The organism is Citrobacter sp. 21OH12SH02A-Citro (genome assembly GCF_027919895.1).
Taxonomy (GTDB): domain Bacteria; phylum Pseudomonadota; class Gammaproteobacteria; order Enterobacterales; family Enterobacteriaceae; genus Citrobacter; species Citrobacter braakii.
Genome location: NZ_CP114801.1, coordinates 899,766 through 912,442 on the forward strand (window position 1 = coordinate 899,766; position 12,677 = coordinate 912,442).

Consider the following 12,677-nt stretch of genomic DNA (forward strand, 5'->3'; position numbering starts at 1 on the left):
TAAGATGCAGAAAAAGTGAAACGTTGTTTTATTTGTAATTGAAAACCCATTCCGGGAGGGATATCATGAGCGCATAAGATAAAACGGAACAGCGTTTTGCTATTCGTTTAAGCATTCACGGTCAATTTATCACTGGAGGTAAATGTGGACGTAAGACAAAGCATCCATAGTGCGCATGCGAAAACCCTGGACACTCAGGAGCTGCGTAATGAGTTTTTGGTCGAAGAAGTGTTTGTCGCAGATGAATACACCATGGTCTACAGCCACATTGACCGCATCATTGTTGGCGGCATTATGCCAATGGCCAAAACCGTCTCTGTGGGTGGCGAAGTCGGCAAACAGCTGGGCGTAACCTACTTCCTCGAACGTCGTGAGCTGGGTGTGATTAACATCGGTGGCCCGGGCACGATTACCGTTGACGGCCAGTGCTATGAAATTGGTCATCGTGACGCGCTGTACGTCGGGAAAGGGGCCAAAGAAGTGGTATTCGCCAGCATCGATACGGCGAAACCAGCGAAGTTTTACTATAACTGTGCGCCGGCCCACACGACTTATCCAACCAAAAAAGTCACGCCAGCAGACGTTGCGCCAGTGACGCTGGGCGATGACCTCACCAGTAACCGTCGTACCATCAACAAATATTTTGTGCCGGATGTGCTGGAAACCTGCCAGTTGAGCATGGGTCTGACCGAACTGGCACCGGGTAACCTGTGGAACACCATGCCGTGTCATACCCATGAACGTCGTATGGAAGTCTATTTCTATTTCAATATGGAAGAAGATACCTGCGTCTTCCACATGATGGGGCAGCCTCAGGAAACGCGTCATATTGTGATGCACAACGAGCAGGCGGTGATTTCGCCGAGCTGGTCAATTCACTCCGGCGTTGGCACAAAAGCTTATACGTTCATTTGGGGCATGGTCGGCGAAAACCAGGTCTTTGATGATATGGACCATGTAGCGGTCAAAGATCTGCGCTAGTTGCGGGCGATAGCCGTGCCTGCTGCGGCGGGCATTATAAAAAATTAAGGATTTACAATGATTTTGAATGCGTTCTCTCTTGAAGGTAAGGTCGCCGTTGTGACCGGTTGTGACACTGGCCTGGGTCAGGGTATGGCGTTGGGTTTGGCTGAAGCGGGCTGCGATATCGTGGGGATCAACATCGTTGAACCGACGGAAACTATCGAACGCGTGACCGCGCTGGGGCGCCGTTTTTTAAGTCTGACCGCCGACCTGCGTCAAATTGACGGCATTCCGGCGCTGCTGGAGCGCGCAGTGGCAGAATTCGGTCATATCGATATTCTGGTCAACAACGCAGGTCTAATCCGTCGTGACGATGCGATCGACTTCAGCGAAAAAGACTGGGACGACGTGATGAACCTGAACATTAAGAGCGTGTTCTTTATGTCTCAGGCTGCGGCGAAGCACTTTATCGCTCAGGGTAACGGCGGCAAAATTATCAACATCGCTTCTATGCTTTCTTTCCAGGGCGGGATCCGCGTGCCGTCTTACACCGCGTCTAAAAGCGGCGTAATGGGCGTCACCCGCCTGATGGCGAACGAGTGGGCCAAACATAACATCAACGTCAACGCAATTGCGCCGGGTTACATGGCGACGAACAATACTCAACAGCTGCGCGCTGATGAGCAGCGTAGCGCAGAAATTCTCGATCGTATCCCGGCGGGTCGTTGGGGTCTGCCGAGTGACCTGATGGGGCCGATTGTGTTCCTGGCATCCAGCGCATCTGACTATATCAACGGCTATACCGTTGCGGTAGACGGCGGCTGGCTGGCGCGTTAATCTGCTTTCCAGAACTGACAAACCCTGCCCTTTGGCAGGTTTTGTCAGTTAAACATAAGGTGAATGTAGCAATACACCGGAGGCGACATATTCATTCCCTCTGGAACAACATTATGCCGCCAGGCAGATTACGAACAGATAAAATTACGCAGGCAGAAAATCTTCGCGCATGGGCGTAAAGGTATCGAGTAGCGTTCCCGGTTTTAAACAGACGCAGCCATGCATAATGTTGGGTTGTTTATATAGGGTATCGCCTGCCCTAACGACATGCTTTTCTTCGCCGATGGTAAATTCAAACTCCCCAGACAAAACGTAAGTCAGCTGCTCATGCGGATGATTGTGCATCGGGCCAATCGCGCCTTGCTCGAAGTTCACCTCAACCGCCATCATTTTACCGTCGTGAGCAAGAATGCGTCGGGTAACGCCATTGCCCAGATCTTCAAGGGTGGTCTCTTTATGAAAAATAAACATCCGGTATTCCTGTAATTAAAACAATGTTTCATTAAACCTATATCAGAAAATTAAAAAAAGAAATGCACGCCAACAGATGTGGAAAGTTGATCACATCTTTGGTTCACTGGAGAGATAACAACAAATCAGGGGAAATGATGAAAACGATCGGTCTGTTAGGCGGAATGAGCTGGGAATCCACCATTCCTTATTATCGACTCATTAATGAAGGGGTAAAACAGCGTCTGGGTGGCCTGCACTCGGCACAGATTCTGTTGCACAGCGTAGATTTTCACGAGATTGAAGCCTGTCAGTCTGGCGGTGACTGGCAGCGGGCTGGGGAGATCCTCGCGCAGGCCGCCGCAGGGCTTCAGCAAGCCGGAGCGGAGGGGATTGTGCTGTGTACCAACACCATGCACAAAGTTGCTGAGGCGATTGAAACCGCCTGTGACGTGCCGTTCCTGCATATTGCCGATGCGACGGGTCGGGCCATACAAAAACAGCATCTGAGCAACGTGGCGCTACTGGGTACGCGCTACACCATGGAGCAGGATTTTTACCGCGGGCGCCTACAGACTGAATTTGGTATTAGCACGCTTATTCCTGAAGCTGATGATCGTCAGAAAATAAACCAGATTATTTTCGACGAGCTGTGCCTCGGTGAGTTCAGCAACGCTTCCCGCGACTACTACCTGAGCGTAATTGATCAGTTGGCTAAACAGGGCGCTCAAGGGGTTATCTTTGGCTGTACCGAGATTGGTCTGCTGGTTCCAGCCGAGCTAAGTCCATTACCGGTTTTCGACACCGCGGCAATCCATGCGCAAGATGCGGTGGCGTTTATGCTTTCGTCTGTGGATACAAAATAGCCTCCAGCGGATCGATAAGTCTCGGGAGATGGGCTTGCAGATGCGCCGTAAAAGCATCGACCAGCGCCGAGGCAGGGCGATGAAGTGGGTGGATCAGGCTGACCGTAAAGGGTACCGAAATGCTGAAGCGGCGGATAACCACTCCGCTGCTGGCATAATCCAGCGCGGTCAGTGGGTTTACCACCGAGATCCCCACGCCCGCCCGCACCATTGCACAAATTGAAGCGGCGCTGTGGGTTTCAATCACCATGCGGCGCTTCACCTGATGTTCGTTAAACAGGGTGTCCAGTAGCTGACGGTAACTGTCGGTCCGCGACAGGCTGATATAGTTCTCTCCCTGAAAATCCTGCGGCGTTAATACCGCTTTCTCGGTCAGCGGATGCCCCTGCGGCAGTACACACACTTCATCCAGCGCCAGCAATTCGGTGCGTTTCGTTCCGGCTGGCGTATGCAGCGTTTCCGTTAACCCCAGATCGTGGCGCTGCGCCGACAGCCACTCTTCCAACAGTGGTGACTCCTGCGGCACGATCTGAATGTTGACCTGCGGATAGCGCGCAAGAAATGGCTGCAGCAGCGGCGGTAAAAAGGACTGCGAAAATACCGGCAGGCAAACAATCGACAATTCACCTTGACGAAATTCGCGCAGGCTTTCGGCGGCGCTCACAATTCTGTCCAGGCCGTACCACGAACGTTGTACCTCTTCAAACAGACGTAAGCCTTGCACGGTTGGATGCAGTCGGCCACGCGTGCGTTCAAACAGCGTTAATCCCAGGACTTTTTCGAATCGGGCCAGTTCCCGACTGACGGTGGGCTGCGAGGTATGTAACATGCGCGCGGCTTCCGTCAGATTGCCTGCGGTCATGATGGCGTGAAAAATTTCAATGTGACGCAGGTTAACCGCGGGCATAAGCAATCCTCGAATGAGCTAATCCATATCATTTTTGCATAGACTCACGATAAAACGATATTTTTTATTCTTTTTGAGCTGTGGCGTAATCATAAAAAAGCCAATACCGGAGCACGCCATGCCACGCCCACTCAACAACACAGACACTGACCTGACCGCCGACAACCTGTTGCGCCTGCCTGCCGAATTCGGCTGCCCGGTGTGGGTCTATGATGCGCAGATTATTCGCGCGCAGATTGCCAAACTGAGTCAGTTTGACGTGGTGCGTTTTGCCCAGAAGGCATGTTCGAATATTCATATTTTGCGCCTGATGCGCGAGCAGGGCGTGAAGGTCGATTCCGTCTCGCTTGGCGAAATTGAACGCGCGCTGGCGGCAGGTTTTGTACCGGGCAAAGATGAGATTGTCTTTACCGCCGATATGATTGATGAAGCGACGCTCGCCCGGGTGCATGAATTGAGCATTCCGGTAAATGCCGGGTCGGTCGATATGCTGGAACAACTGGGCCAGCTCTCGCCGGGCCATCGCGTCTGGCTCCGCGTAAACCCTGGCTTTGGGCATGGACACAGTCAGAAAACCAATACCGGGGGAGAGAACAGCAAGCACGGCATCTGGTACAGCGATCTTCCGGCGGCGCTGGAGGTAATTCAGCGCTATAAGCTGAAGTTGGTGGGTATTCATATGCATATCGGCTCTGGCGTGGACTACGCGCATCTGGAGCAGGTGTGCGGCGCGATGGTGCGTCAGGTGGTGGAATTTGGTCAGGATCTGGAAGCGATCTCCGCAGGCGGCGGTTTATCAATCCCGTATCGCGAAGGTGAAGAGGCGATCGACACCGATCACTATTTTGGATTGTGGAACGCCGCGCGCGATAGTATTGCGCGTCATCTGGGTCATGCCGTCAAACTGGAGATCGAACCAGGGCGTTTCCTGGTCGCGGAAGCCGGCGTGTTAGTGGCGCAGGTGCGCAGCGTAAAAGAGATGGGCAGCCGTCACTTTGTGCTGATCGATGCGGGCTTCAACGATCTGATGCGCCCGGCCATGTACGGTAGCTATCACCATATCTCCGCGCTGGCGGGGGATGGTCGTTCTCTGCAACAAACTCCTCAACGAGAGACCGTGGTGGCCGGACCGCTGTGCGAATCAGGCGACGTGTTTACCCAGCAGGAAGGCGGAAATGTGGAAACCCGTCTGTTGCCTGCGGTGGCGCCGGGTGATTATCTGGTTTTGCATGATACCGGGGCGTACGGAGCGTCAATGTCGTCAAACTACAATAGCCGCCCGCTGCTGCCGGAGGTCTTGTTTGATAACGGCGTGGCGCGACTGATTCGTCGTCGCCAGACCATTGATGAGCTGTTAGCGCTGGAATTAATCTGAGTAAAGCTGGCCGGATAAGGTGCTTGCGTCGCCATCTGGCTCTTTTTCATATTACTTAAAGTACGGTCCGAGCGTTACTGAGTCACGTAATACCAGTTTGCCGGTAAACGGAGGGATCGGCTCCACGCTCTCACCGTTGGCCAGACGTATAGCCTGGTCAATTGCCGTGGTTATCATGGTATCAATCGGCAGATAAACGGTAGATAACCCCGGTTCCAGCCATTTGGCGCTGGGCGCATCATCAAAACCAAACAGCGAGACGTCCGTCGGGATCCTCAGTCCGGCCTGATGTAACGCTTTTGATGCACCTAATGCCATGTCATCGTTACAGGCGAACAGGGCGCTGAATTTCACCCCTTCCTCCAGCAGTTCTCGACAGGCTTCATAGCCTCGCGTCATCGTGGAGTCGCCGTATTTAACCTTATCAGGATCCCAGGGAATACCGTTTTTTTCCAGAGCCTTACGATACCCCATCAGGCGGGATTTACCGGTAGGCGTATGGCCTGGCACGGTGATACAAGCAATATCGCTGTGCCCCTGCGAGATCAGATAATTGACCGCCTGATACGCCGCGTCTTCCTGCTCAAAGAAAATCGCGCGATCGCGGGCCTGACTGACATCACGGTTGATGACCAGCAAGGGCATCGCAATGCTGTTCATCAGCGACATAATCGCCGTTTCACTCATATAGCGGGTATAGAGAATAATGGCGTCGCACTGCCTGTCGGCCAGCATTTGCACGGCTTCCTGCTCACGCTCCGGCGTGTCGTGACCATCGGTGACGATCAACTGCTTGCCGTGAGACTCCGTCTGGCGCGAGGCCTGTTGCAGCAGGCGGCCAAAGTAGAATCCATCAAATGTGGAAACCACCAGGCCAATGCTGTTGCTGGTGCGATTCGCTAAAGAGCGCGCTAAAAAGTTGGGCCGATAATCGAGTGCCTGCATGGCCTTGAACACTTTCTGGCGCGTGCTCTCTTTTACCTGACCCGTTCCATTTAGTACGCGCGAAACGGTCGCTTTTGAGACGCCTGCGTGTCGTGAAACGTCCAACATCGTAGTCATGACGCAATCCTGGTTAATCGTTTGACGATGAGTTCCCCGGCTCTGTCAGCGCCGAAACGGAATGGCGACGCACCAGAGTTGGGTTAAAGACGTGGGTAATTTCAGGTGCGGGTCGCTTCTCCGCCAACGCGAGCGCCAGTTCAGCGGCCTGGGTTGCCATCGTCACGATGGGATAGCGTACCGTGGTCAGACGTGGGCGCACATAGCGGGAAATCAGCACATCATCAAAGCCAATCAGCGAGATTTCTCCCGGCACATCAATGCCGTTATCATTCAATACGCCCATGGCGCCAGCCGCCATTGAGTCGTTGTAGCAGGCTACCGCAGTGAAGTTTTTGCCACGACCAAGTAACTCGGTCATGGCCTGTTCACCGCCGCTTTCATCCGGTTCGCCGAACGTCACCAGTCGATCGCTTACCGGTATATTGCTCTCCGCCAGCGCGTCGTAATAGCCTTGCAGACGATCTTCCGCATCAGAAATACTGTGATTGGAACACAGGTAGCCAATGCGCGTATGGCCCTGTTGAATAAGGTGTCGGGTAGCGAGCCATGCGCCGAAACGGTCATCGAGGGCAACGCAGCGTTGTTCGAATCCCGGCAGAATTCGGTTAATCAATACCATGCCGGGGATTTGCTTCATTAATGAAGCCAAATCCGCATCCGGGATGATTTTGGCATGGACAACAAGGGCCGCGCAGCGGTGGCGAATGAGCTGTTCAATCGCCTGACGTTCCTTCTGTTCATTATGGTAGCCGTTGCCAATCAGCAAAAAATTCCCGGTGTTATAGGCCACCTGCTCGACAGCTTTAACCATTGCCCCGAAGAATGGATCGGACACATCACCAACGACCAGTCCGATGGTTTCTGTGGATTGTTGCGCCAGTGCACGCGCATTCGCATTGGGGTGGTAGCTGAGTGATTCCATTGCACTCGTTACGGCCAGACGCGATGCTTCGCTGGCTTTGGGGGAATCATTGATCACTCGAGAAACGGTGGCGACTGATACACCAGCTAGTCGGGCTACATCCTTTATGGTCGCCATGATAGTACCTGTTGTGGGTAAACGCTTACATTCCGTCAGTGTTACGGAAAATGGCTGGCTGTTCAAGCAGATTGCCCGTCAGGACCTCGCAAATGTGAGCGCGCGCGAGCGAAGATAAGACAGAAAATAGAAAATGCTAATTTTTGCTTACACTTTGCGATGTGCTGTTGCGATTGTTCGCTGGTGGGAGAACTGAGCGGATTGCTAAAGTTGGGATCCCAGAGGTATTGATAGGTGAAATCAACTTTAGGGTTGATCACTAGAATTACACCAGCCTGCGCAGATGCGCAGGTTTTTTTTTGCCTTCAGCCTATCTGTAACAGTAACCGATAATTTACACAACTCGTTGCATTTGGGTTCATTCCTTTGCGTTTTCGTACTGGCGTATCTGGCTGCTGACGACCACAATCAAGATCCCAGAGGTATTGATTGGTGAGATTATTCGGTACGCACTTCGTACCTGTCTCTTGCACCGACCTGCGCGGATGCGCAGGTTTTTTTTCGGACTGTATTTACCTGTTTACCTGTCGCGCCCATTCCCCAACTCGTATACTCTCCCACCATTAATGTTTCTATAATTAATGGCACAGGGAGTTGAGATGCTATTTGGCTTTTTTCGTAATCTGTTTCGCGTGCTTTTCCGCGTTCGCGTCACGGGCAATGTCAGCGCGCTACAGGGAGAACGCGTTCTAATCACTCCCAACCATGTCTCATTTATAGACGGCATCCTACTGGCGCTATTTTTACCGATTCGTCCCGTCTTCGCCGTTTACACCTCGATCAGCCAGCAATGGTATATGCGCTGGCTAACCCCGCTGATTGACTTTGTGCCGTTAGACCCAACCAAACCGATGTCGATTAAGCATCTGGTCCGTCTGGTCGAGCAGGGCCGTCCGGTGGTGATTTTTCCCGAAGGACGCATTTCGACCACCGGTTCGTTGATGAAAATATATGACGGTGCCGGGTTTGTCGCCGCCAAGTCGGGAGCGACGGTCGTTCCTGTCCGCATTGAGGGGGCAGAGCTTTCCCACTTCAGCCGCCTGAAAGGTCTGGTTAAACAGCGATTCTTCCCGCGTATCCAACTGCACATTCTACCGCCGACTCAAATGCCAATGCCGGAAGCCCCGCGAGCTCGCGATCGCCGCAAAATCGCCGGTGAAATGCTACATCAAATTATGATGGAAGCTCGCATGGCGGTACGCCCGCGTGAAACGCTATACGAGTCGCTGCTGGCGGCAAAATACCGTTTTGGCGCGGGCAAAAACTGCATTGAAGATGTTAACTTTACGCCGGACAGCTACCGCAAGCTGCTGACTAAGACGCTCTTTGTGGCCCGTATTCTGGAAAAATACAGCGCCGAAGGTGAAAAAATCGGCCTGATGCTGCCAAATGCGGGGATCAGCGCGGCGGTCATTTTTGGAGCCATTGCGCGTCGACGCATTCCGGCCATGATGAACTACACGGCGGGCGTGAAAGGGTTAACCAGCGCCATTACTGCGTCTGAAATCAAAACGATCTTCACTTCCCGACAGTTTCTCGATAAAGGCAAACTCTGGCATCTACCGGAACAGCTCACCCAGGTACGCTGGGTTTATCTGGAAGATTTAAAAGCCGATGTGACGTTGAGCGATAAGCTGTGGATTTTCTCACATCTGCTGGCACCGCATCTGGCGCAGGTGAAACAGCAGCCGGAAGAGGCTGCTGTGATCCTCTTTACGTCTGGTTCGGAAGGCCATCCGAAAGGCGTGGTCCACAGCCACAAGAGTATTCTGGCGAACGTTGAGCAGATTAAAACAATTGCCGATTTCACCGCCGATGACCGCTTTATGTCGGCACTGCCGCTGTTCCACTCCTTTGGCCTGACGGTGGGATTATTCACGCCGCTACTGACCGGTGCGGAAGTGTTTCTTTATCCCAGCCCGCTTCATTACCGCATTGTGCCGGAGCTGGTATACGACCGGAACTGCACCGTGTTGTTTGGTACTTCAACGTTCCTCGGTAACTATGCGCGTTTCGCGCATCCGTACGATTTCCACCGCCTGCGCTATGTGGTGGCAGGCGCAGAAAAACTGCAAGACAGCACAAAGCAGCTATGGCAGGAGAAATTTGGCCTGCGTGTCCTTGAAGGCTATGGCGTGACGGAATGTGCGCCGGTTGTGTCGATCAATGTGCCGATGGCGGCAAAATCAGGAACGGTAGGGCGCATCTTGCCTGGCATGGATGCCCGACTGCTGGCTGTTCCGGGTATTGAGGACGGTGGGCGTTTACAACTGAAAGGCCCGAATATTATGAGCGGCTATTTGCGCGTCGAAAAACCTGGCGTGCTGGAAGTGCCGACGGCAGAAAATGCGCAGGGTGAGATTGAGCGCGGCTGGTATGACACCGGAGACATCGTCCGCTTTGATGAAAACGGCTTTGTACAGATCCAGGGGCGCGCCAAGCGTTTTGCTAAAATTGCCGGAGAGATGGTCTCGCTGGAAATGGTTGAGCAACTGGCATTGGCGGTATCTGCAGACAAAATGCACGCCACGGCGATCAAGAGCGATGCCAGCAAAGGTGAGGCGCTGGTGCTGTTCACTACCGACAGCGAACTCACACGTGAAAAACTACAGCAGTATGCGCGAGCGCATGGCGTGCCTGAACTTGCCGTACCGCGTGATATTCGCCACCTGAAGCAACTCCCATTACTCGGCAGCGGTAAGCCGGATTTTGTTACGCTGAAAAGTTGGGTCGATGAGCCGGAAAAACAACATGATTGAGTCAGCGCACACTAACACTTCAATCTGGTCCAAAGGGATGATGTCCGTCATCGCCGCGCAGTTTCTGTCGGCGTTTGGCGATAACGCGCTGCTGTTCGCCACGCTGGCGCTGCTGAAGGAACAATTTTATCCGGACTGGAGCCAGCCAATCCTGCAAATGGTGTTTGTGGGCGCTTACATCCTGTTTGCGCCATTTGTTGGACAGGTGGCGGATAGCTTTGCCAAAGGCAGAGTGATGATGTTCGCGAACGCCCTGAAACTGCTGGGCGCGGCGAGTATTTGCTTCGGCATTAATCCGTTTCTCGGGTATACGCTGGTGGGGATTGGCGCGGCCGCGTACTCACCGGCCAAGTATGGCATTCTCGGTGAATTGACCACCGGTGACAAACTGGTGAAAGCCAACGGCCTGATGGAAGCCTCCACTATCGCCGCGATTTTGCTCGGTTCTGTCGCCGGTGGCGTTCTGGCCGACTGGCATGTGATTGCTGCGCTTTCTGCCTGTGCGCTGGCCTATGCTGGCGCCGTGGTGGCTAACCTGTACATCCCGAAACTGGCCGCGGCTCGTCCTGGCCAATCCTGGCATCTGGGGAAAATGACGCGCAGTTTCTTCTGCGCCGCTTCTTCGCTGTGGCGCAACGGTGAAACACGTTTTTCGTTGGTCGGAACCAGCCTTTTTTGGGGCGCGGGCGTCACGCTGCGTTTTCTGCTGGTGCTGTGGGTTCCGGTGGCGCTCGGCATCACCGATAACGCTACGCCGACCTACCTCAATGCTATGGTAGCGATTGGGATTGTCGTAGGCGCGGGGGCGGCAGCGAAGCTGGTGACGCTGGAAACCGTGTCGCGCTGTATGCCTGCGGGGATCCTGATTGGCGTCGTGGTGCTGATTTTCTCACTTCAGCATGCGCTGCTTCCGGCTTACGCGTTGCTGATGCTTATCGGCGTGTCAGGTGGCTTCTTTGTGGTACCGCTGAATGCGTTGCTGCAGGAGCGGGGCAAGAAAAGCGTCGGTGCGGGTAATGCGATCGCGGTGCAAAACCTGGGCGAAAACAGCGCGATGCTGCTGATGCTTGGGATTTACTCACTGGCAGTGCTGGTGGGGATCCCGGCGGTAGCGATTGGTATTGGATTCGGCGCGCTGTTTGCGCTGGCGATTGCGGCGCTGTGGATTTGGCAGCGCCGCCAGCCTGGTACGAGATGAGTGAACAATGAATGTGCCGGATGGCAGCGTCGCCTTATCCGGCCTACAGAGAGCAGCAATTTGTAGGTCTGATAAGCGTAGCGCCATCAGGCACTAACCGTCACGGTGCAGGATAGGTATACACCTGATGCACCGCTTCAATCTCTGCCAGTACTTCTTCGCTCAACTCCAGATGCAGGCTTTCAACGTTGGTTTTTAGCTGCTCCATCGTCGTGGCTCCCAGCAGGGTGCTGGCGACAAACGGCTGACGACGCACGAATGCCAACGCCATTTGCGCAGGATCCAGATTATGGCGTTTCGCGATATCCACATAGGCCGCAACGGCTTTTTGCGTTTGCTCGCCGCTGTAACGTGTGAAACGGCTAAACAGCGTATTGCGTGCACCGGCAGGCTTCGCGCCGTTCAGGTATTTACCGGTTAATGTACCGAAGCCAAGGCAAGAGTAGGCCAGCAGTTCAACGCCTTCATACTGGCTCACTTCCGCTAGTCCAACCTCAAAGCTGCGATTCAGCAGGCTGTAGGGGTTCTGGATGGTGGCGATGCGCGGCAGATCGTGTTTGTCCGCCAGGTGCAGGTAGCGCATCACGCCAAACGCGGTTTCATTGGACACGCCGATGTAGCGAATTTTCCCCGCGCGCTGAAACTCTGCCAGCGCGTCCAGCGTATCCAGCAGCGAAACGACCGGCGCAGAGTCCGTCCAGCTGTAGCCTAACTTACCAAAGCAGTTGGTCGGGCGCTGCGGCCAGTGAACCTGATACAGATCCAGGTAATCGGTTTGCAGTCTTTTCAGGCTGTCGTGCAGCGCTTCACGGATATTTTTACGGTCCAGCGCCTGATTCGGTCGAATACCGCTGTCGTTGTTACGTGAAGGTCCACTGACCTTAGAAGCAACGATTAGCTTTTCACGGCTGCCGTGTTTGGCGAGCCAGTTACCTACGTAGGTTTCGGTGAGACCCTGGGTTTCAGGACGCGGCGGTACCGGATACATCTCGGCAACGTCGATCAAATTTATGCCTTGTTCTACGGCATAATCGAGCTGTGCATGTGCGTCGGCTTCGCTGTTTTGTTCACCAAACGTCATTGTGCCCAGCCCCAGTGTACTGACTTCAAGCGAGCTGTGGGGTATACGGTGATATTGCATAGCCGTTTCCTTTTTATAATCACGACATAAGGATTATAAAAATGGCTGAGGGAAGAGAAAAAGGGAAGTAAAATTGT

Annotated in this window: 11 protein-coding genes; 6 read left to right on the forward strand and 5 right to left on the reverse strand. The window is 53.7% G+C overall.

Annotated elements, in window-relative coordinates; translation table 11 throughout:
• The first annotated feature begins 144 nt into the window (after positions 1–144).
• The gene (gene kduI / locus O6D90_RS04400; RefSeq protein ID WP_016157387.1) at positions 145–981 is read left to right on the forward strand and encodes a 5-dehydro-4-deoxy-D-glucuronate isomerase; all 837 of its coding nucleotides are present in this window, start codon (positions 145–147) and stop codon (positions 979–981) included.
• Between the two features lie 57 nt (positions 982–1,038).
• A complete protein-coding gene (kduD, locus tag O6D90_RS04405; RefSeq protein WP_016154286.1) occupies positions 1,039–1,800 on the forward strand; it encodes a 2-dehydro-3-deoxy-D-gluconate 5-dehydrogenase KduD in 762 nt (253 codons plus the stop codon).
• A gap of 144 nt (positions 1,801–1,944) precedes the next feature.
• On the opposite strand, the gene O6D90_RS04410 is transcribed toward kduD, so the two are convergent.
• On the reverse strand, positions 1,945–2,271 hold the full coding sequence (locus O6D90_RS04410; RefSeq protein WP_016154285.1) for a cupin domain-containing protein: 327 nt from the start codon (positions 2,269–2,271) through the stop codon (positions 1,945–1,947).
• A gap of 137 nt (positions 2,272–2,408) precedes the next feature.
• Between O6D90_RS04410 and O6D90_RS04415 the strand changes: the two genes are divergently transcribed.
• Positions 2,409–3,116 (forward strand): aspartate/glutamate racemase, encoded by a 708-nt coding sequence (locus O6D90_RS04415; RefSeq protein WP_016157386.1) that lies wholly within the window; start codon positions 2,409–2,411, stop codon positions 3,114–3,116.
• Here the strand turns inward: O6D90_RS04415 and O6D90_RS04420 are convergent.
• Positions 3,088–4,023: a LysR family transcriptional regulator gene (locus tag O6D90_RS04420; protein ID WP_016157385.1), complete on the reverse strand. Its 936-nt coding sequence runs from the start codon at positions 4,021–4,023 to the stop codon at positions 3,088–3,090. The two genes, O6D90_RS04415 and O6D90_RS04420, sit on opposite strands and share 29 nt — an antisense overlap.
• Positions 4,024–4,141: 118 nt before the next feature.
• Between O6D90_RS04420 and lysA the strand changes: the two genes are divergently transcribed.
• On the forward strand, positions 4,142–5,398 hold the full coding sequence (gene lysA, locus O6D90_RS04425) for a diaminopimelate decarboxylase (RefSeq protein ID WP_016157384.1): 1,257 nt from the start codon (positions 4,142–4,144) through the stop codon (positions 5,396–5,398).
• Positions 5,399–5,449: 51 nt separating this feature from the next.
• On the opposite strand, the gene O6D90_RS04430 is transcribed toward lysA, so the two are convergent.
• Together O6D90_RS04430 and galR are read right to left on the reverse strand one after the other, a co-directional pair.
• Complete coding sequence (locus O6D90_RS04430; RefSeq protein ID WP_016157383.1) at positions 5,450–6,460, reverse strand: LacI family DNA-binding transcriptional regulator; 1,011 nt, start codon at positions 6,458–6,460, stop codon at positions 5,450–5,452.
• A gap of 13 nt (positions 6,461–6,473) precedes the next feature.
• Positions 6,474–7,502, reverse strand: coding sequence for an HTH-type transcriptional regulator GalR (galR, locus tag O6D90_RS04435; RefSeq protein WP_016157382.1), 1,029 nt, complete (start codon positions 7,500–7,502; stop codon positions 6,474–6,476).
• A 599-nt stretch (positions 7,503–8,101) separates the two neighbouring features.
• Here galR and aas point away from each other — a divergent pair.
• Positions 8,102–10,261 (forward strand): bifunctional acyl-ACP--phospholipid O-acyltransferase/long-chain-fatty-acid--ACP ligase, encoded by a 2,160-nt coding sequence (gene aas, locus O6D90_RS04440; protein WP_016154280.1) that lies wholly within the window; start codon positions 8,102–8,104, stop codon positions 10,259–10,261.
• A complete protein-coding gene (gene lplT / locus O6D90_RS04445; protein WP_016154279.1) occupies positions 10,254–11,459 on the forward strand; it encodes a lysophospholipid transporter LplT in 1,206 nt (401 codons plus the stop codon). The genes aas and lplT overlap by 8 nt, the downstream gene beginning before the upstream one ends.
• Positions 11,460–11,559: 100 nt before the next feature.
• Here lplT and O6D90_RS04450 read toward each other — a convergent pair whose 3' ends face one another.
• A complete protein-coding gene (locus O6D90_RS04450; protein WP_016154278.1) occupies positions 11,560–12,600 on the reverse strand; it encodes an NADP(H)-dependent aldo-keto reductase in 1,041 nt (346 codons plus the stop codon).
• Positions 12,601–12,677 lie beyond the last annotated feature (77 nt).

What these genes read in the sequence shown, in the direction of transcription:
- kduD (WP_016154286.1), top strand. Translation starts at nt 1,039, where the DNA reads ATGATTTTGAATGCGTTCTCTCTTGAAGGTAAGGTCGCCGTTGTGACC.
- O6D90_RS04410 (WP_016154285.1), bottom strand. Translation starts at nt 2,271, where the DNA reads ATGTTTATTTTTCATAAAGAGACCACCCTTGAAGATCTGGGCAATGGC.
- O6D90_RS04415 (WP_016157386.1), top strand. Translation starts at nt 2,409, where the DNA reads ATGAAAACGATCGGTCTGTTAGGCGGAATGAGCTGGGAATCCACCATT.
- O6D90_RS04420 (WP_016157385.1), bottom strand. Translation starts at nt 4,023, where the DNA reads ATGCCCGCGGTTAACCTGCGTCACATTGAAATTTTTCACGCCATCATG.
- lysA (WP_016157384.1), top strand. Translation starts at nt 4,142, where the DNA reads ATGCCACGCCCACTCAACAACACAGACACTGACCTGACCGCCGACAAC.
- O6D90_RS04430 (WP_016157383.1), bottom strand. Translation starts at nt 6,460, where the DNA reads ATGACTACGATGTTGGACGTTTCACGACACGCAGGCGTCTCAAAAGCG.
- galR (WP_016157382.1), bottom strand. Translation starts at nt 7,502, where the DNA reads ATGGCGACCATAAAGGATGTAGCCCGACTAGCTGGTGTATCAGTCGCC.
- aas (WP_016154280.1), top strand. Translation starts at nt 8,102, where the DNA reads ATGCTATTTGGCTTTTTTCGTAATCTGTTTCGCGTGCTTTTCCGCGTT.
- lplT (WP_016154279.1), top strand. Translation starts at nt 10,254, where the DNA reads ATGATTGAGTCAGCGCACACTAACACTTCAATCTGGTCCAAAGGGATG.
- O6D90_RS04450 (WP_016154278.1), bottom strand. Translation starts at nt 12,600, where the DNA reads ATGCAATATCACCGTATACCCCACAGCTCGCTTGAAGTCAGTACACTG.